22 protein-coding genes are annotated in these 18694 nt (G+C 36.3%); 20 read left to right on the top strand and 2 right to left on the bottom strand.

Translation table 11 applies throughout. The features are described 5' to 3' along the window. Window position 1: 1 nt before the first annotated feature. The 18 genes from GXP67_RS33350 (at window position 2) to GXP67_RS33265 (ending at window position 13786) form a co-directional block, all read left to right on the top strand. The gene (locus GXP67_RS33350) at window positions 2-337 is read left to right on the top strand and encodes a hypothetical protein (protein WP_162447124.1); all 336 of its coding nucleotides are present in this window, start codon (window positions 2-4) and stop codon (window positions 335-337) included. Continuing rightward, on the top strand, window positions 315-1742 hold the full coding sequence (locus GXP67_RS33345; RefSeq protein ID WP_162447123.1) for a DUF3987 domain-containing protein: 1428 nt from the start codon (window positions 315-317) through the stop codon (window positions 1740-1742). Before GXP67_RS33350 ends, GXP67_RS33345 begins: the two co-directional genes overlap by 23 nt. Window positions 1743-1958: 216 nt before the next feature. Then, on the top strand, window positions 1959-3287 hold the full coding sequence (locus GXP67_RS33340) for a DUF6965 family protein (protein ID WP_162447122.1): 1329 nt from the start codon (window positions 1959-1961) through the stop codon (window positions 3285-3287). 11 nt (window positions 3288-3298) lie between these two features. Further along, complete coding sequence (locus GXP67_RS33335) at window positions 3299-3829, top strand: hypothetical protein (protein ID WP_162447121.1); 531 nt, start codon at window positions 3299-3301, stop codon at window positions 3827-3829. Between the two features lie 159 nt (window positions 3830-3988). Then, a complete protein-coding gene (locus tag GXP67_RS33330) occupies window positions 3989-4618 on the top strand; it encodes a GH3 auxin-responsive promoter family protein (protein ID WP_162447120.1) in 630 nt (209 codons plus the stop codon). A gap of 127 nt (window positions 4619-4745) precedes the next feature. Beyond that, a complete protein-coding gene (locus tag GXP67_RS33325; protein WP_162447119.1) occupies window positions 4746-5036 on the top strand; it encodes a hypothetical protein in 291 nt (96 codons plus the stop codon). A 116-nt stretch (window positions 5037-5152) separates the two neighbouring features. Continuing rightward, on the top strand, window positions 5153-5629 hold the full coding sequence (locus GXP67_RS33320; RefSeq protein WP_162447118.1) for a tetratricopeptide repeat protein: 477 nt from the start codon (window positions 5153-5155) through the stop codon (window positions 5627-5629). A gap of 136 nt (window positions 5630-5765) precedes the next feature. Continuing rightward, a complete protein-coding gene (locus tag GXP67_RS33315) occupies window positions 5766-6095 on the top strand; it encodes a hypothetical protein (RefSeq protein WP_162447117.1) in 330 nt (109 codons plus the stop codon). A gap of 6 nt (window positions 6096-6101) precedes the next feature. Continuing rightward, complete coding sequence (locus GXP67_RS33310; protein ID WP_162447116.1) at window positions 6102-6575, top strand: hypothetical protein; 474 nt, start codon at window positions 6102-6104, stop codon at window positions 6573-6575. A gap of 116 nt (window positions 6576-6691) precedes the next feature. Next, window positions 6692-7624 carry a hypothetical protein gene (locus GXP67_RS33305; protein ID WP_162447115.1) on the top strand — a complete coding sequence of 311 codons (933 nt, stop codon included), beginning with the start codon at window positions 6692-6694 and terminating at the stop codon, window positions 7622-7624. A gap of 253 nt (window positions 7625-7877) precedes the next feature. After that, window positions 7878-8741 carry a hypothetical protein gene (locus GXP67_RS33300; RefSeq protein WP_162447114.1) on the top strand — a complete coding sequence of 288 codons (864 nt, stop codon included), beginning with the start codon at window positions 7878-7880 and terminating at the stop codon, window positions 8739-8741. A gap of 110 nt (window positions 8742-8851) precedes the next feature. Continuing rightward, complete coding sequence (locus GXP67_RS33295) at window positions 8852-9541, top strand: phospholipase D-like domain-containing protein (protein WP_162447113.1); 690 nt, start codon at window positions 8852-8854, stop codon at window positions 9539-9541. A 169-nt stretch (window positions 9542-9710) separates the two neighbouring features. Next, a complete protein-coding gene (locus tag GXP67_RS33290) occupies window positions 9711-10193 on the top strand; it encodes a helix-turn-helix domain-containing protein (RefSeq protein WP_197901563.1) in 483 nt (160 codons plus the stop codon). A gap of 5 nt (window positions 10194-10198) precedes the next feature. After that, window positions 10199-10855, top strand: a complete 657-nt coding sequence (locus GXP67_RS33285) for an IS630 family transposase (RefSeq protein WP_162442048.1) — start codon at window positions 10199-10201, stop codon at window positions 10853-10855. A gap of 67 nt (window positions 10856-10922) precedes the next feature. Next, window positions 10923-11354 (top strand): helix-turn-helix domain-containing protein, encoded by a 432-nt coding sequence (locus GXP67_RS33280; protein ID WP_162441276.1) that lies wholly within the window; start codon window positions 10923-10925, stop codon window positions 11352-11354. A 5-nt stretch (window positions 11355-11359) separates the two neighbouring features. Then, window positions 11360-11968, top strand: a complete 609-nt coding sequence (locus GXP67_RS33275; RefSeq protein ID WP_232064508.1) for an IS630 family transposase — start codon at window positions 11360-11362, stop codon at window positions 11966-11968. Window positions 11969-12262: 294 nt separating this feature from the next. Then, entirely contained in the window at window positions 12263-13324 is a 1062-nt protein-coding gene (locus GXP67_RS33270) for a fatty acid desaturase family protein (RefSeq protein ID WP_162447112.1), read from the top strand. A 198-nt stretch (window positions 13325-13522) separates the two neighbouring features. Further along, entirely contained in the window at window positions 13523-13786 is a 264-nt protein-coding gene (locus GXP67_RS33265; protein WP_162447111.1) for a hypothetical protein, read from the top strand. Window positions 13787-13811: 25 nt separating this feature from the next. Here the strand turns inward: GXP67_RS33265 and GXP67_RS33260 are convergent, their stop codons facing one another. Beyond that, entirely contained in the window at window positions 13812-14126 is a 315-nt protein-coding gene (locus GXP67_RS33260; protein WP_162447110.1) for a Dabb family protein, read from the bottom strand. Between the two features lie 466 nt (window positions 14127-14592). On the opposite strand from GXP67_RS33260, the gene GXP67_RS33255 reads away from it, so the two are divergent. Next, on the top strand, window positions 14593-15879 hold the full coding sequence (locus GXP67_RS33255; protein WP_162447109.1) for a citrate synthase: 1287 nt from the start codon (window positions 14593-14595) through the stop codon (window positions 15877-15879). 86 nt (window positions 15880-15965) lie between these two features. Here GXP67_RS33255 and GXP67_RS33250 read toward each other — a convergent pair whose 3' ends face one another. Beyond that, complete coding sequence (locus GXP67_RS33250) at window positions 15966-17333, bottom strand: NAD(P)/FAD-dependent oxidoreductase (protein WP_162447108.1); 1368 nt, start codon at window positions 17331-17333, stop codon at window positions 15966-15968. A gap of 640 nt (window positions 17334-17973) precedes the next feature. Here GXP67_RS33250 and GXP67_RS33245 point away from each other — a divergent pair. Beyond that, window positions 17974-18300 carry a S24 family peptidase gene (locus GXP67_RS33245; protein WP_162447107.1) on the top strand — a complete coding sequence of 109 codons (327 nt, stop codon included), beginning with the start codon at window positions 17974-17976 and terminating at the stop codon, window positions 18298-18300. The last annotated feature ends 394 nt before the right edge of the window (window positions 18301-18694 follow it).

Below are 18694 nucleotides of genomic sequence, written 5' to 3'. Positions count from 1 at the left end.
GATGGAAGCGACCCAACCGAACAGCCCCGAATTTGATAAAGGACAGGGCAAAAATACAAAGCACCTCAACCAACTGCAAACCATATTTGAGTATTTGCAAAAGCACATTGCAACTGCTTCTATGGTTTCCCATGCAACTGGCGTACCTCAAAAAAATATTTGCCGGTACAAACGGGATCTTGAGAAAGAAGGCTTATTAAAAGAGCTTTATAAAACTTCTTGCAAGCATACAGGCTTTAAAGCATGGTATCTTACCACCGATAAAGCAAAGTTTCCCCCTCCTTCCATACCTCAACAATTAAGCATTTTTCAACATGGAGCCCAGACCAGAATTTGATTTTGAAAAATACAATATTGGGAATGGTATCAATATGGAAGATTTGCAGAATGAAGCCCGGCAGCAGTACAGCCGGGCTACTGAACAAACTGTAAAGCAAAACAACCCTTTTCCGGTTGAGGTATTCCCACAGGCCGTACAGCAGATAATCAAAGCAACAAAAGAAAGTTTAAATTTTCCGGTCGATTTTACAGGCTGTTCCATGTTGTATGCTGTTTCAGTTGCTACTGGCAACACGTACAAGCTGCAAGTAAAGAATGGATGGAATGAGAGTACTGTACTATACCTGGCTATTGTAGGACCAGCAGGAACTATTAAAAGCCACCCTCTTACCTTTTCCATAAAACCCATTGTTGAAAGGGATAAGCAAACATTCCGGGAGTATCAGAAACTGAAAACTGAATTTGATAAAGCCTGCAAGCTATCAAAGAAGGAACGGACCCAACAAGTTATAGACGAACCTGTAAAGCCTGCATGGCAAAAATTTATTGTATCAGACTTTACACCGGAAGCCCTGGCAGAGGTACACAGATTCAATATGAGAGGGTTGGGTGTGTATGCTGATGAACTGGCAGGCTGGTTTAAAAATTTCAACCGGTATCACAAAGGAGCTGAACAGGAATTCTGGCTTAGTTGCTGGAGCGGAAAACCCATAACCATTGACCGCAAAACAAGCGAACCAGTATTTATTCCTTTGCCTTTTATTTCTGTTTGTGGCACAATTCAGAACGGTATACTTGACACTATGGCAAAGGATAACCGGAGCCAGAACGGATTTATTGACCGTATACTGTTTTCTTTCCCTGACAACTTGCAGAAGGAGTACTGGAGTGATAAGGAACTGTCAACCCAGGTTTTTGATAACTGGCATACCATACTAAATAATGTGCTTGAATTACCTCTATTAATAGATGAGAATTATACACCAAACCCTGGTATATTATCACTTACTACAGAAGCCAAACAAGCCCTGGCCGCCTGGGAAAGAAGCAATACCAACCTGATCAGAAATGCACAAAACGACCATACGGCCAGTATCTACAGCAAACTGGAAATGTATGTATTACGGTTGGCTTTAATTCTTGAATTGCTGTACTATGCCTGTGGAGAAAGTAAATTGGAAAATGTAGGCATCAAAGCAGCTACAGGAGCCATGCAACTTATTGAATACTTCAGGAATACAGCAACAAAAGTACACACCATAATTTCAGGAAGCAGCCCGGTTGATAAACTTAGTACAGATAAAAGAAACCTGTACGAACTATTGCCGGATAATTTCACAACCTCAACCGGTTTAGAGATAGCACATTATTTAGGAATACCCGAACGTACCTTTAAATATTTCCTCAATGACAAAGATTTGTTTATCAGAATAAAAACAGGAGAATACGAAAAGAAATATTAACAACCACTTTCGCACCCATTATAATTATATCATTTTCAGAAAATTCTAAAACTCCTTTTAATTATCTACATTTTAACAAATGTTAATTTATAGTTTATTAAAAATCAAACTGTTACATACATATTTAAAAATGTAAACACAAGTGTAATGAATGCAAGGAGTGCAACCAGAGATTTACATAAGTTAAAATATAAATATGTAAATAATAAATTACCAATGGAACATCGTTACATCTTAGAGCCATACAAAGGTATCAGCAGCCGGTACAGTTGCCCGGGTTGCAAAAGAGCCCGGACATTCAGCCTTTACGTTGATACGGAAACAGGCAAACACATAAACCCTACCGTTGGCCGTTGTAATCGTGAAAGTAATTGTGGTTATCATCTTACACCCAGGCAATATTTCCAGGACAATAACTTTATTCAATTTTCAACGCCACAAAACAACCTTCCTATAAAAAAGCAAGAGCCCCTACCCTATTCTTATATTCATGTGGAGGCTTTTAAAACAAGTCTGAAAGAGTATATCAGCAACACCTTCATAAAGTATCTTACCGGCCAGTTTGGTAAAGAAACTACTGAAAAAGTAATAAGCAGGTATTTTATAGGCAGTTCAAAGAAAAGGTTTACAAGCAAAGATTACCCAGGTTATGAAAGCGAAACCGGAGCCACCATATTCTGGCAGATAGATTGTAAAGGCAGAATAAGAACAGGTAAAATAATGCTTTACAGCCCTATTACAGGCAAAAGAGTAAAACAGCCATTCAATCACATTACCTGGGTACATAAGCAGTTAAAACAGCCACAACTCGTTTTAAATCAATGCTTATTTGGAGAACACTTACTAAGATCCGAACCACAAAAACCCGTTGCTATTGTTGAAAGTGAAAAAACAGCAATAATTGCCAGTGTATATTTTCCGGAGTTTATCTGGCTTGCAGCCGGGAGCCTGAATAATCTAAATAAACAAAAATGCAGAGTACTTGCAGGCCGGAATGTAACCCTTTTTCCAGATCTCAACGGTTATGAAAAATGGAGCCAGAAAGCAAAAGAACTCTCTTCTATAACTACCATTCAAGTATCAAACTTATTGGAGAGGAAAGCAACACAGGCAGAGAGGCAACAAGGATTAGATTTAGCTGACTATTTAATAAAATATGATTACCGGGAGTTTATAAATGGTTTTGATAAGAATACTAATGAAAGCCACATACTGGAGCTAAAAAACCTGGAAACTCCTGACTTTTCAGAAATTTCCATTAAAAGGTTAAAAAATGCTATTATTCCTGAAAACGAAAACCTGATCATACCTGAAATAAAAAAAGTAAAACAAACCTGGGAGCAAGAAATACAAGAACTTGAACAATTCTTTATTAACCTGCCTAATCCATTACAAACCATTTCCCTAAGTCCCGGAAATAGTATAACCAACTTACCCCTATTTATTGATGCTCACTTAACCGCTATCAAATTTAATAATGGCAACAAAACTTTTCTGCCATACCTAAACCGTTTGCAACTCTTAAAACATCAATTAATTAAATAATCATAAAGGATATGAACACAGAACTATTAAATGCACTGGAAAGCTATTACAATACCCAAAATCAGCATTGGAATGATTTTACTCTTAAAATGATTTGTGAAGTCTTAACAGAAAAATCATTTGAACACCCTGAATTACCTCTGCTATTATTCAGTAGATCAATTGATATCTTTTCTGAACATTACCAGAGCCCAATTAAAGCTGTATGGATGTTTAATAATGAAATTGAAGAAAAAAGCCTAACAACCGGCCAGAAAATATTCGCATTACATTGGGTTTGCAAATACTTGAGAATTTCTGAATTTGATTACGACCTTATGCCGGTTTATAGATTACTAAAAAGCCAGGAAAGCAAATTAAAAGCAGAGTTAAAACCTGAAAAATCATTAGTATCAAACATACAGGATATTCTAAAAGAACAAGTACATAAAGAACTTGAAAAGTTACCGGATACCCTCAAAGATTTAGAACCGGTACAACGATTGAATGTTTTGTGTAAGTTAATGCCTTATGTTATGCCAAAGACAGAAATCCAACATTAAGACAAAGATAAAAACTGGGATAGTAGCTTTAAAGATTTAGGTTTTTAACTAGTGTACTCAAAGGTTTTTGTTCCCATCCGAATAATTAATACAAAGAAACCTTAGTAGTTTAGGTTATTTTAAAATGAATATAAGCGACAACTTTAAAAAAGAATTATTATGGGACGTCACAGCACAGGAGCAGTAACAACTAATGAAGTTTGCAAACTTGAGTTAAAATTGCTTTTAAGAGATAAATTGATTCAAAAGGGTTCACATGTGACTGGTTCATTAACATGGACAAATGGAAGTTCCGCAATTGTTGAAAGTGTCTATAAACCAGATGAAAAATATGTACGACTTAAATATATCTTAACAGAATACCACAGCGGTAAAAAGTTTGAATATGATTATAAAATTCAACTGGTTGTTTATCCATCTAATCTGGGTAAGGGCGAAGTAATGTACTTTTTATGCCCTGAAACTGGCCTTCCTTGCCGGATATTGTACCGGACTTATGGTAGCCATATTTATAAATCCCGAAACAGTTACAAGAACAGAATATACTATTCTTTACAAACCTGCTCAAAAAAAGACCGCCATAATAGCCGTTATTGGAAATTAGATAGGCAGCTAAAACGTCTTGAAGAATTACGTAAACCTACTACCTATAAAGGAAAACCAACTAAAAGAGCATTGAGGGTACAAAATTTAGAAACAAAACAGTGGGAAGCTGATCATTTACGATGGAGTTTGGAGAGTATGCCCGTTTCCCTGCAAAAAATACTCGGAAAGAACCACAAGTTTTAATTACTGCAAACCTTAATATTTTCGGTTATTTTTTATAAATTTCTTTCGGGTATTCGTCCTAATTAGCTGGATACCCGAAACTACTTAGTTTACTTTCGGGTATCCACATGTTGGCAACTATAAAGATATGACTAACGATTTTTACCCAGGGATGAAGGTATACTTAAATGGTGAATATGGAATAGTTCTACAGGATTGTTGGGAATTGGACGAAGTCTATGATATAGATGTAAATGGAGTAAAACACAAAAGAACCGATTCTAAGATGTACGGTCTGATTCGATGGGATACGAACGCAGAATTTGATTCTGAAGATCATAGAGGTCTGTTTGGTTCATTCATACAAATGGGAGGAAAAGAGGTTGACCAGAGTTACCAATTCAAGTTTATTAATGAGGATGGCACATTAAAAAAGTAAAAACAGTTGCCAACGCCAGCTTCGCCCGCCAACCAGCCCTTGCTCATCACAGGGCTCCAACACATCGGGACAGGTATGCGGGAAGCCATGGCCCATTGGGCATCATCGATTGAAATATGAGCGAACTATATTTAGAGAAGTCTTTTCGTGTCTTGCTCTACGACGAGGAAGAAGATTACGAAGCATTTATTGGTGAGTTGAAAGCGTTGATGCACACCGGCCCCACTACGCATGGATTTAATAATTTGGGCGTAGCTTATTGGGAACTTGGCCAAAAAGAAGAAGCCTTTGCTTATTTTGGCAAGGCCTTAGCTTTAGATCGACAAAATGCGGTTACTTATTTAAACCTAGCTGCTTTACATGAACAATTACACGAATTTAAACAGGCTGAATCCGACTATAACCAAGCCGTAACTTTTGATGTGCATAATCCCTACACCCTCCGGAGCCGAGCTTATTTTTATAAAAAACGAGGACAGTTGGAGAAAGCCTTGCAAGACTTCCAGAGAGCAGTTGAGTTGGTGCCAGACTTCCAACCCACCATTGAAGAAAGGGATAACCTAGTAAAATTGCTTAAGGGACCAAAGCAGTAATAAATATTAAATAAAGACAAAAGACGAACGCCCAACACCAAATTCAGGCCGCCAACCGGTGCACTACAGCATAGGCTTAGCACAGCACACGGTATGCGGGATTTTTTGATACATTAGCAGCAATAAAAATTCCGTTATGCAAGATTGTAACCCAGAATTAATCTCAGAGCAAATAAGCGATTTCCAGTATGAAGTCCTATTGATAAATATCATCTATGCTTTAGTAAATTCCCTTAGCCTTTTCGCTTTAGGGTTTATTTTCAATAAGATGTTTGTAGACGCCGCCACAACGAACGAGACTTTTTTCCGTTTCTTAGAGGTGGCTGCTGCATTGTTTGCCCCCTTTTTATCGGTTGTCTCACAAGGCTTCCATTACCCTAAATTTCGTAAGCTGAACTCGTTAGACGAGTTGCTTTGGAAAACTTCTTTGACTGACGCCGAAGCTGAAATTATGTATGATAAATAGAAACACATGACTAAAAGATTTTTGAAAGAAATAAGGGAGCTTTTTTCTTTAATTAGCCAAGCGTTGGAAAATAATGAAACCGCAGTGGCTAAAGAAATCCGAGAAAAAGTAAAGTACTTAACCCCGCGGTTAAAAAGTGAAAAAAGCTTTAGTTTTTTTAAGAAAACTAACTTTTTCATTTCTATCATACCTACGATAATAGCATGTCTATTAGCTTTGTGGGTCTTTGCAAATTATTTTTCAAACCAAGCTGATTTTAAAAGAACTCAAGAAATTGTTAAACTACAAGATGCTGCTAAAAAGAGTTCAAACGACTTAATTTTTATTCAAGACACTTCTATTCAATACCTTCGTAGAGGACGATCTTATTTCTTTGACACGGCAACGATTTTACAGATTGAGCAATTGAAAGCTAAAATTGCAGATTTTAATCTTGAAATTGACACACTAAAAAACAATTTAAGGAGACCGATTGAATAAGCTACTGCAGCTAACACCAGCTTCGACGCCAACTAGCCCTATCTCAGCACATAGCTATACCTCAGAGAGGCTAGTATGCGAGAAGCTTTGATCCATTAGAACATTAATTATACAGAATGAATAAAGAAGCTTATAATGCATTTCTTTTATTAAGGAGTGATAAGAATATCGAATTTAACAATATAAAAGATAGTATTATAGATTTTAAAGAGTATTTAGAAACACTTTGCAGTAATGTTTGTCCAAAAGGTTTAAAAGATAATTTCATTTATCAATGGGTTTTCACTCATGAGGTAGATAAACCTAGAGACTATAACAACTACTGCAAAGCGAATTTATTCGCTGCGAAATCAAGTTTGAAGAGGGTAATTTCTAAAATTGAGACCGATGGAATGAATGAAGTATGTAATGAGATGTTAACCAACTTCATTTGTGATTTAAGACCCTATATTTATCAATTTGATAAAAATCAAGATTACAAGTGGTTGATTTTAAATACAAACATTCATCCATCTAATTTCTATAATGAATTATCCAAAAACATATTTTGGAATGGCAAGCCAGGAATACATGGTGGAGAAAAAATAGTTTTAGCCTCATCTGCGCCATTCATTGTAAGGCAAAGTATTGAATATAAGATTAAAAGAATTCTTGGAATTGATTATCTACTTGTAAATAACAAACCTGATATTAGAACAACTGAAAGATGTTTTAATACACTTGAGAAAAATAGACGCTTTTATAGAACAAAAGATTTTGATTTTCAAGTTATAAAGCAAATTCATAGTTGGACAAACTATTATATTCATGGAGGCTATAGACCTGAGCCTTGGAGAATAGAAACTGCAATCAACTACTTAGATAATTTATTTTTCTCAGGAAATACCTCAAATGATGCTTATATTACATCTTATGCAGGTGTAGAAATTTTTGAGGACGACTTGATCAATTTGCGTGAAAACACTGAAAAAAGCCTAAAAGAAGGGTTAACCGGTGATGTGAAGATAAAATGGATAAGAGTGCCTGAGGTAGCAATGATTAAAAGATAGACAAAACCATTACAAATAGATTTATCTAAACTAGCCCACCAAATGAGTGCTGAGAGAATTAAATTCTGAGGAAAAGCATCAGAAAGTTGATCATTTAAAAATGTAAACAATTCCCTAAAAATTCTTGGAAGAAAATTTAGCTAGAAATACTCTAAACCTTAATATTCTAGGTTAATTTATTTTGTATATTTCGATTGTCTGCCCAGACATACTAATGGATGGCTAAAAGTTAATAAAGGGAAACACCTATAAAATGAGCCACACAAAAGACAAAATAGAATCTGATAATTATCTTTTGATTTTTATTTTTATTTCGCTTGGAATGATAATCATATCAATCATCTTTCCATTTATAATCAATCATTTTTTTTCTAACTGGTCCGTAAGTGGAACATTTGGCGATACATTCGGAGCACTTAATGCTATTTTCTCCGGCTTAGCATTTACAGGTGTTATTGTAACTATTTTAATTCAACGAACAGAGTTGAGCCTACAGAGAACTGAAATGCAAGAAACCAGAAAAGAATTTTTATTGAATAGAACAACTACCCTTGTTTATAGTCAACTTGACCGTTTTGAGCGGTCAATAAGTGACCTAACAATCATCTATAATGGGAAAACATACGTTGGAAATGATGCAATATTATTTTTAGATGATAATAAAAATGAAGTTTACCACCCCATTGATAAAACAGAAGAACAGTATACGGCAGAAATGAAAGAAGCAATTTTAAAGTTATTGAAGATTTATTCTACTAATAAATCACAAATTGAAAAATTTGCTCATAATGCATACAATTCTGTTGAAGTTATGAAAAGGTTAATTTTTAAAACTAACCTAGAAGCTGATCAATTAAATGACTTAAAAAATTTATTTTTTGTGAATATTGGCTTTATAAACATGGGTGTAATAGAACGCATGTCAGAAGTTAACGAATTGGAGTTTAAATACTTATTAGCAGAAGACTATACAAAAACCCAACTAGAAGTAGGAGTACTTATAACAGCAAATATTTTTTTAAAATCAATAAAGGAGTTTTATAAACTTAAGTTGACCAACGAAAATTTCGATCAATATAAAGCTAAATGGAAGGAAAGTGTAAGAAATGACTATTAGAAAAGATCAAAAAGCCATCACATTTAGTTAGGATGAACTCAAATTAAAACTCCTTTCAATTAAATTATAAAAAGGATTAAAGCTTGTAACGTTCTAATAAATCAAATAGAATGATTGAACCCCATTTTGGTGACATTAGAAATATTATTCTTGAGCAACTAAACAAAGCTGAGTTTGATATTTACGTAGCTGTTGCCTGGATCACTGATAAATACTTATTGGATATTCTACTGAGCAAAGCCGCTAATGGACTTATAGTTCAAATTATACTCGTCAAGGATGAAATTAATCTTAATAATGGATTTGATTACGGCAATTTCTTAGAAACTGGAGGACAAATATTCTGGAATGATCATCATCATAAATTTTGTGTGATTGATAGAAAAATAGTAATTACTGGGTCTTATAATTGGACATACGCAGCTAATATGAGAGTAAAAAGGGAAAACATTATTGTAATAAAAGGTGAAGAAGCATTAATTGAAAATTATTCAAGAGAGTTTAAAACACTTTTAAAAAATTCCAATAAGTGTGGAACAGATATACCTAAATATACAACCACTACTCAGGCATCAAGATTTTCAAAAGCATATTTTGAAGAAATTTTTGAATATGAAGATGGTAGTAGAAGAGCTTTGATTATAGAAAAGGATTTATTAGGAAACGAATTAAGACAAGTATGGGTAGACGTTAACAAAACGGCTAAAACAGGTGTAGCAGTTAACTTGGATGAGTACATGATTGAATATAGAAAGGATTCTGATGGCAAAATGCGATACTGGATAGTTGGTTTAAAATAGGTTAACATTTATTAATACTTTTTGATAAGCTGTACCTTATTTGTACCTCATACTATTCATATCTGACATAATGCATTTAAAATCAATATATTAAATCAAATTATTACTTTTTGTATCGGAAAGTAATTTTATTACTTTAGAATTTGACTAGTAGTTCATAAAATATAAGATGTCAGGTAAATTAGGTAATTTGATCAAAAAAGCCATGGTCATTTATCGAATTACCCTCAGTGCTGAAGAAAGAAGGATCTTAAGTAGTTGGATAAATAAAGGCAGCCGAAAGGCCAAAGATATTCAAAAAGCCTATGTGCTGTTAGCCAGCGATGAAACAACAGGCAGGCAAAGTGAGACTGAGTTGGCAGAAACTTATAAATTATCTACCAGAAGTGTGGAGCGTATCCGTAAGTGTTTTTGTGAGCAGGGCATGGGCATGTTTGATAAGAAAACAAGAAAATTAAGAAGCGACAAAAAGATAGATGGGAAGGTAGAAGCGCATCTGCTGGCATTAGTCTGTAGTGAGCCGCCTCAAGGACAGGCAAAATGGAAACTGCAACTGCTGGCAGACAGATTAGTAGAACTCAAGGTGATTGACTCCATTTCCCATACGAGTGTGGCAAGCCTGTTAAAAAAAATGAGCTTAAGCCTTGGCTGAGGCCCATGTGGGTGATCCCCCCTAAACAAAATGCAGGGTTTGTTTATCAAATGGAAAAAGTGATTTCAGTCTATGAAAGGCCATATGATGAAAAGCAGCTGCTGGTCACTTTGGATGAATCACCCAAACAACTTATTGAAAGCAAACACTTCATAGGCAAAGATGGAAAACAGTATCAGGACAGTATCTATACAAGACATGGAGTGCGTGATATCTATATGGTCTTTGAGCCATTAGCCGGTAAACGATATTGTTTTGTGGAGCAAAACCACAACCGTTTCACCTGGGTAAAGATTCTAAGCCGGTTGTTGGATACTACTTACAAAGCATGCGAGAAAATCACTTTAGTAGAGGATAACTTGTCGGCTCACAAACCAAGTGCTTTTTATGAACTTTATCAACCTGAGAAAGCTAAAGCGTATTTAGACAGGATAGAGTTTATCTTTACCCCGGCTCATGGCAGTTGGCTCAATATGGCAGAAATAGAGCTATCAGTGTTACAAAGAGATTGCCTTGACAGGCACATTGCCACAGAGGATGAGTTAATAAAACAGCTAAGCGCCTGGCAGGAGAGCAGAAATAACAAAGCAGTAAAAGCTAATTGGCAGTTCACCAATCAAGATGCCAGGGTTAAACTCAAAAAACTATACCCGACTATTTAATGTTTATAGACTACTAAGTAAGAGTACACAATTAAGTATAAGATTTTGGCAAATTGTATCTTTGCTTATGCGTTATATCAAGAAGATTACAGACAAGCAAAAACAAGACTTAGAGAAGATTCATAAAGATAGTAAAAGTTATCAGGAACGTAACCGTTGCCAATGTATACTGTTATCCAATCAAGGCTATCAAGTACAGAAGTTAGCAAGCATTTTTCAAGTAAGTCAGTTAAGTATTTATAAGTGGTTTGATCGCTTTGAGAAAACAGGTGTGGTAGGGTTAAAGAACCAAAAAGGGAAAGGCAGAAAACCCATCCTTACTACCAGTAATGCTACCCATGTTGAAGTAGTGGAAAATAGCATAGAGAAAGAAAAACAACAACTTAAATTAGCTAAGCGAGAGATAGAAGCTAAATTAGGCACGGCTATGAGTGAGATGACCTTGAAGCGGTTTTTAAAAAAATTGACTACCGATGGAAACGTTTCCGTAAATGGATAAAGCCATTGCAAAACAAAGAAGCATATGAGCAGAAAGTCAAGCGATTACATGCTTTGCTTTATTTGGCACAGACAGGCAGTATAGATTTATATTTTGGAGACGAATCAGGGTTTTGCCTTACCCCTTGTGTACCTTATGGATGGATCAAAAAAGGCGAACACGCCCCTATTTTATCCCAAAGAAGTACAAGGATAAATGTATTTGGCTTGTTAAGTACAAATAATGAGTTGCTTACTTATCAGAAAAGTGGGAGTCTAAACGCTGACTTTATCATTGAATGTGTAGAGGCCTTCTCAACATCTATTTCCAAGTTTACTGTCATAGTCTTAGACAACGCCTCCTGGCATACATGTGGCCTATGGGAAGTCAAAAAAGAAGAATGGGAACAGAAAGGATTATACATCTTTTTGCTGCCTAAGTATAGTCCTCATCTTAACAGGATCGAACGATTTTGGAAGCAGGTGAAATATCATTGGCTCAAAGCCGAAGACTATCTGTCTGTAGAAGCGCTTAAGGAGGCACTTTATACCATCTTTTCAGGATTGGGTACTTACTTTAAACTTGATTTTAAAAAACTTGAAGTAGATGAAAATATTATACTTAATTGTGTTTAATTACTTAGTTAATTATTATCAACAAATTTCTTGTAGAGTTCATAAAATAAAATGCTATTGTATTCAGGACTATCGTAATACTACCATAACAAGGCTAATAGTGAAAACTCTAGAAAAGTCCGGCATATTTTCTTAACCCAGATTTCCTTTTCCCGTTAGAAATAGTACAGGTTAATGTATCAATTTAAAATAAATACTATTATTTTGTAGAATCTTTACATTTTTTTATAAAAATTTGTTTCCTCTTTTTATTTCTCGCTACAGCGTTTAATAAATCTATAACCTTTAAACGCTATGAAGACCTTTCCGGTAATCAATGATCCAGTATATCTGCAACAGGATAGCTATAACAGATTTGAAACAATGATGCTGTCCTACCTGCTGGATAAAAGAGACCTCCCTTTTGTGTATCTGACTATAAAAATTACGCTGGTACTGATCCCATTGGCTGCTGTCTTATATATGCCTCTGGCAAACTGGATATGGTGGATAGTTGCGCTTGTGTATTTTGGTTTAAATAACTTATATTTTAAAGGTCCTCTGGGGTTGATGCTGCATTGTACCTGCCACCGGAAACTGTTCAACCGAAAACTGAACTGGGCTAATTATTACCTTCCCTGGTTCATCGGCCCTTTCTTTGGACAAACTCCGGAAACCTATTTCAGTCACCACATCGGCATGCACCATCCGGAAAATAACCTTCCTGCAGATAAAAGCAGTACGATGTTTTACCAGAGAGATAGTTTCCGGAGCTTTCTGGCTTACTTTTCAAACTTCTTCTTTAGAGGAATTGTAGAACTGACTTCCTATTTTTATAAAAAGAACAGAACGAAGTTATTGAGAAATACCGTGCTGGGAGAATCTCTGTTTTTTCTGATGTGCATTGCCTTGAGTATACTAAACTGGCAGGCAACCCTGGTGGTTTTCATCCTACCCTTTCTCATTTCACGTTTTATAATGATGCTTGGAAACTGGACACAACATGCATTTGTAGATGCCAGTGACCCTGGTAACCCTTTTAAAAACAGCATTACCTGCATCAATACACCATATAATAAAAAGTGCTGGAACGATGGCTACCATACCAGCCACCATATTAAACCTAATATGCACTGGACGGAACATCCTAACTTTTTTCTCAAAAACAAAAAAGAATATGCAGATAACCAGGCCATTGTATTTGATGGGATGGGATTTCTGGAAGTATTTTTCTATCTGATGCGCGGGAGGTACGATGTACTTGAAAAAAACTTTGTAAACATCAGCGGTGACCCCCAGAGAACCCCACAGCAGGTAATAAGCTTATTGAAAGAAAGAACCCGCAGGATACCTAAACTTAGTCCTGTAACCGGGTAAAACTAAAATAGACTATCTGCTTAGCTGCTTCCTATTCCCTATCATGAAGGGTGATTATTGTTATAAATCTACAGTAGGGAAAGGCATTGAACAAGGATTAAATAATCTAAGCACTTCAGCTTATTCAGCAGAGTTAGTGAAATACCTACTTCCCTGCCAATACGTATACTGCTAAAGCAACCAGATTTAGTAAATAATATGCCTATTGGTGCCAGATTGGAGAAAAAGTTAAATAAGGTCTATGAACCTTCCAGCCGGATTGATGAAATATTTCTCGGCAATGATATTACCATCATGACCAACGAACGCGGTGAAGCCGTACATCTCTATATTGGAGAAAGAAATGAGGATGGTTCCATCCGGGGAGAACATTATGCCCGCCGCATTGTAAGAGAACCAGGCAGTGAACGCATTCTGAAAAGCCATTGGGACAATAAGGGAAAAGTCACCCGGGACAAGTAAATGACACAATATTTAGTAAGTAATATCAGATTACCTGGTAATCTATCTCCATAAAATCCTCTACTTCCTTCAGCCACCGCTCTTGTACAAAGGCTACATGGTCCGGATGTGAATTGTATCTCTCATATATCTGTTGATTGGCAAACTCCATTGATAACCCAAATGTATATTTATTTTTAGAGCTTATTTGTTGTAAGCACTCAAATCTTTCTACACCTGGTATGGAAACAAGCTTTCTGGCAGCTTCTAAAAAATCCATTTCTGCCTTTGATCCTTTTATATGTTTAAGCGTAAAAACAACGGTGTGCCGGATTCTATCATTAGGATGAGTTGGAGTCATAGTTGATTTTATGGGTTGTAGAAGTGATAAGCAAAGTAATGCATATTTTTTATCAGGAAGCGAATTGTTGTTTTTATTAGTGTAGCTGCAATCATTAGCCCTAGCATTTGATGTACAAAAATATCAAACACTTTCACCAGGAGATGTTAAGCTGCACAGCAATGTATATTTAGAAACTATTAGGCTAGATAAACATTAAAAAATCTCCGGATTTATTTTGTTTAAGTATTTCAGATAAACGATTGATTTTTATAATAATACCTTTCTACTACTTTAGTAATAGAATCAGAATCCTATTATTTACACAAAATATACAGGAATTTGACAACAAGTCTATAGTAAATATCTTTGCATCTGATATTTTTTTCCTAATTTGGCTTGTCCAAACAACACGGCAGGAACCTGTCTTTATGTTGTGAGGCAATCCAGGCTTTCAGTACATACTATTAACCTATACAACCCAATTATGGCAGATTTTGCAGAAATACACCTAAATGGCAATGCATACAAATTACCCGTTCTGGAAGGTAGCGAACATGAAAAGGCTATTGATATTGGCGACCTGAGAGACCAGAGTGGTTTTATTACCTTAGACCGGGGATTTAAAAATACCGGTTCTACTAAAAGCGCCATCACTTTTCTGGATGGAGAAAATGGCATTCTCCGCTACAGAGGTTATCCCATTGAGCAGCTTGCAGAAAAATCTACTTTTCTGGAAGTTGCCTATCTGCTGATATATGGTGAACTTCCTTCTCAGCCTGAGCTTGATAAATTTTTGCAGGAAATCCGCATTCATACGCTGGTGAATGAGGATATGAAGAAAATCTTTGATGGATTTCCTATCAATGCCCATCCTATGGGTATTTTATCTGCCCTGGTTTGTTCGCTTACTGCCTTCTATCCGGAATCTGTGGGCGATATGAATCCGGAACAGGAACATTTATCTATTATCCGGATACTAGCCAAAATGCCCACTATTGCTGCCTGGTCTTACAAAAACCATATGGGGCATCCGGTAAATTATCCCAAGAACCGCCTGGATTATTGTTCTAACTTCCTCTATATGATGTTTGCCTTGCCTGTGGAAGAATATGAAGTAAATCCGGTGATTGCTGATGCCATGAACAAATTACTGATCCTGCATGCAGACCATGAGCAGAATTGTTCCACTTCTACTGTCCGCCTGGTGGGGTCATCCAGGGCTAGTTTATATTCTTCCGTGTCTGCAGGTATTAATGCACTCTGGGGTCCTTTACATGGAGGGGCTAATCAGGAAGTAATTGAAATGCTGGAATCCATTAAAGCTGATGGTGGGAATACGAATAAATACATTGAAATGGCTAAAAACAAAGCCAGTGGTTTCCGCTTGATGGGTTTTGGTCATCGGGTGTATAAGAATTTCGACCCAAGAGCAAAGATCATTAAAAAGGCCGCAGATCAGGTACTTACCCAGCTTGGTATTAAAGACCCGGTTCTGGATATTGCCCAGCAGCTGGAAGAAGCCGCCCTTCACGACGAATACTTCATTGAACGCAAACTGTATCCCAATGTAGACTTTTATTCTGGCATCATTTACCGGGCATTAGGCATCCCTACCAATATGTTTACGGTGATGTTTGCCCTGGGAAGATTACCCGGATGGATTGCCCAGTGGAAAGAAATGCGAGAATCCAAAGAACCAATTGGCCGTCCCAGACAAATCTATACTGGTTATACGGAACGGAATTACCTGGGTATCAAAGAAAGAAAATAAATGATATAAATGCGTTAACTTAAACAAAAAGGCCATATCTAGATATGGCCTTTTTTATTCATGATTTACTTCAGTTAACATTTGTATTATACTGCGGTATCATACCCCGAAACAGCTCTCGCTTTTTCAGGATTTTTAATCACCGGGTTATTTGGCTTCACAAACGGACGGATAATCAGCCTGGTGTTTTTATCGAAAGTGAAATAGCCATACATCCAGTTGAGCAGTACAACCATTTTACTTCTGAATCCGATCAGATACATCAGGTGAACAAACATCCACACAAACCAGGCTAATAAGCCATTAAAGTGTAAGCCTTTCGGCATATCAACTACTGCCCGGTTGCGGCCAATGGTTGCCATTGAACCTTTGTCGAAATACTTAAATGGCTTGGGAGATTCTTTTTTATTGAATATCCGGTTAAAATTTTTGGCTAAATGTCTGCCCTGCTGCATAGCTACTGGGGCGACCATAGGATGGCCCAAAGGCAGTTCCGGTGTGATCATAGCCGCAATATCACCAATAGCATAAATATTTTTATACCCGGCTACCCGGTTATACTCATCCACTTTGAGGCGGCTCGCTCTGCCTACAATGCTTTCAGGAGCCAGACCGGGAATCATATTTCCAGTTACGCCGGCTGCCCAAACCAAAGTATTAGAAGTAATAGTTGATTTATCCTTTAAGAAAACGGTACGGCCATCAAAAGATTCCACCACCGTATTCACCCGCACAATTACCCCTAGGTCTTCCAGGTATTTTTTTGCTTCTTTGGATGACTTCTCTGACATAGCCGCCAGAATTCTGGGTGAGCCCTCCAGCAAATAGATATTCATCTGCTTAAAATCCAGTTCAGGATAATCCCTTGGCAAAATATGCTTTTTTAACTCAGCCAGTGCACCTGCCAGTTCTACCCCGGTGGGCCCCCCTCCTACGACTGTATAATTCATCAGGGCATTCAGGTCGTCGGGATTATTGACCAGCACAGCTTTTTCAAAATTTTGCAGGATGTTACTTCTCAGGTCCAAAGCCTGTGGAATCTGCTTCAGAGGAAAGCATTTTTTGATAAGTTCCTGGTTTCCGAAATAATTGGTTTTGGTCCCGACACTGATCACCAGGATATCATACCTGAGTTTGCCAATGGAAGTCAGAATGGTATTTTGCTCCGGAATAATTTCATTGACCAGCGCCATCCGGAAATAAAAGTTCTTTTTTTTGTCAAATAGCTTGCGCAAAGGGCTGGCGATTGAATCGGGTTCCAGACCGGCGGTTGCCACCTGGTAAAGCAAAGGTTGAAATGTGTGATAATTGTGCCGGTCAAACATGACTAGCTGCACATTTTCATCTGAAAGTAACTTGGCAAATTCCAGTCCTCCAAATCCACCGCCAATTAACACAATTCTTGGTTTATTTGTCTCGGGTATTCTAATGGAGAATTCATCTGTTTCACTCATACCTTATATATATTTTAATGGATACAATCTAAATCAAAAAAGTACAATCTACTTACAAAACGAAAGCTATGTTGATAAGATTCTGCTGTCGGTATATTTTTTATAAAAACACTCTTTTGTTAAAAAAAGCTTGGTTCTATCCAAATCAGCAGGTAGTTCTTTACAGAATGTAAATATTATACCTTACTGTTTAAATACAATAGATTCCAGTGCTTTCCTGCAAATTTATTCCTATTTTTTTGGCCTGCAATTTTAGCAAATTCTGTAATCTGATGGGCAGGTAAGAAAATGTTCAAATTCTCATTAAGTAACAATAACATGGGCTTTCCAAATGGGTATTCAAATAATCGAGCCATGGTAAATACCTTAAAAGTGTAGAAAAACACCCTCTGTGCATCAATGACACTTGTTTATTGCACCTTACAGAAATGTAGGAAAGCCCATCAAAATGCGTTTCACGCTTCATAAAAAATTTACTATCCTGCATTGATGTGCTAAGAACTTACGCTCAGTTTTCAGTTTAAGCAGTTACCAGAATTATCCTTTCATCTAAAAAAAATAACTTGGTTTACCGGTTTTGAAATAGTCTAACCTATTCTAACAAATAGTCAACCAACTCTTTAAATAATTATATCAGTCAATGAAAGCGAATTTAATTTATTCTGATGAGCAAGTCATTTTTATAACCAACGATACTGCCATGATGCCTCAGTTAATGCCAGGTAGTATGCTGGCAGGCCAGTACATAGAAACTTATTCTTGGACAAGCCAGTGTAATGGCGTATATGCGATCATTCTCGATAGTGGATTAGTATTGATCCGCCGGATTAAAGAAAATGAACTATTAAATAAAGGATTATTGAAACTACACAGCGATAATCCATCTCATGAGCCACAAACTATAATGGCAGATGATATTCACAGTATGTATAGTATAGATGAAATATTAAAACAAGCAGTTATATGAAGTAAAACTTACAATTGTTAATTACATTTTACAATTACAATAATATACTTTTGTAAAATACAAAAGTATATTATTGTTTGAAACATATTTCATTGCTGCTATTTACATAATGTATACAATTGTATTAGAGATTTTAATAAGCTTAAACAATCACATATGTATTTGCTCAGGATATGCTTCTATTTAAAGTATTGTATATATATCTAATATTTTGATTTATTTTAATTAGAAGCATATGCATTGATTTTACCTATACTTTCTTTGACCGGATGATCTATAAACTTCTTTAACTGAAAGTAAGTACCTTTAATTAGGCGATGCGACTCAGCCAGAATATATTTAATCTATTCTGGCTGGTTTTTAGTTTTAGTAAGTGCTTCGGGATATAGTTTAT

Source organism: Rhodocytophaga rosea (assembly GCF_010119975.1).
Lineage (GTDB): Bacteria > Bacteroidota > Bacteroidia > Cytophagales > 172606-1 > Rhodocytophaga > Rhodocytophaga rosea.
This window is presented reverse-complemented; position numbering and strand designations above follow the sequence as displayed.

Coding starts and splice junctions, on each gene's coding strand:
- GXP67_RS33350 (WP_162447124.1), top strand. CDS start 2: ATGGAAGCGACCCAACCGAACAGCCCCGAATTTGATAAAGGACAGGGC.
- GXP67_RS33345 (WP_162447123.1), top strand. CDS start 315: ATGGAGCCCAGACCAGAATTTGATTTTGAAAAATACAATATTGGGAAT.
- GXP67_RS33340 (WP_162447122.1), top strand. CDS start 1,959: ATGGAACATCGTTACATCTTAGAGCCATACAAAGGTATCAGCAGCCGG.
- GXP67_RS33335 (WP_162447121.1), top strand. CDS start 3,299: ATGAACACAGAACTATTAAATGCACTGGAAAGCTATTACAATACCCAA.
- GXP67_RS33330 (WP_162447120.1), top strand. CDS start 3,989: ATGGGACGTCACAGCACAGGAGCAGTAACAACTAATGAAGTTTGCAAA.
- GXP67_RS33325 (WP_162447119.1), top strand. CDS start 4,746: ATGACTAACGATTTTTACCCAGGGATGAAGGTATACTTAAATGGTGAA.
- GXP67_RS33320 (WP_162447118.1), top strand. CDS start 5,153: ATGAGCGAACTATATTTAGAGAAGTCTTTTCGTGTCTTGCTCTACGAC.
- GXP67_RS33315 (WP_162447117.1), top strand. CDS start 5,766: ATGCAAGATTGTAACCCAGAATTAATCTCAGAGCAAATAAGCGATTTC.
- GXP67_RS33310 (WP_162447116.1), top strand. CDS start 6,102: ATGACTAAAAGATTTTTGAAAGAAATAAGGGAGCTTTTTTCTTTAATT.
- GXP67_RS33305 (WP_162447115.1), top strand. CDS start 6,692: ATGAATAAAGAAGCTTATAATGCATTTCTTTTATTAAGGAGTGATAAG.
- GXP67_RS33300 (WP_162447114.1), top strand. CDS start 7,878: ATGAGCCACACAAAAGACAAAATAGAATCTGATAATTATCTTTTGATT.
- GXP67_RS33295 (WP_162447113.1), top strand. CDS start 8,852: ATGATTGAACCCCATTTTGGTGACATTAGAAATATTATTCTTGAGCAA.
- GXP67_RS33290 (WP_197901563.1), top strand. CDS start 9,711: ATGTCAGGTAAATTAGGTAATTTGATCAAAAAAGCCATGGTCATTTAT.
- GXP67_RS33285 (WP_162442048.1), top strand. CDS start 10,199: ATGTGGGTGATCCCCCCTAAACAAAATGCAGGGTTTGTTTATCAAATG.
- GXP67_RS33280 (WP_162441276.1), top strand. CDS start 10,923: ATGCGTTATATCAAGAAGATTACAGACAAGCAAAAACAAGACTTAGAG.
- GXP67_RS33270 (WP_162447112.1), top strand. CDS start 12,263: ATGAAGACCTTTCCGGTAATCAATGATCCAGTATATCTGCAACAGGAT.
- GXP67_RS33265 (WP_162447111.1), top strand. CDS start 13,523: ATGCCTATTGGTGCCAGATTGGAGAAAAAGTTAAATAAGGTCTATGAA.
- GXP67_RS33260 (WP_162447110.1), bottom strand. CDS start 14,126: ATGACTCCAACTCATCCTAATGATAGAATCCGGCACACCGTTGTTTTT.
- GXP67_RS33255 (WP_162447109.1), top strand. CDS start 14,593: ATGGCAGATTTTGCAGAAATACACCTAAATGGCAATGCATACAAATTA.
- GXP67_RS33250 (WP_162447108.1), bottom strand. CDS start 17,333: ATGAGTGAAACAGATGAATTCTCCATTAGAATACCCGAGACAAATAAA.
- GXP67_RS33245 (WP_162447107.1), top strand. CDS start 17,974: ATGAAAGCGAATTTAATTTATTCTGATGAGCAAGTCATTTTTATAACC.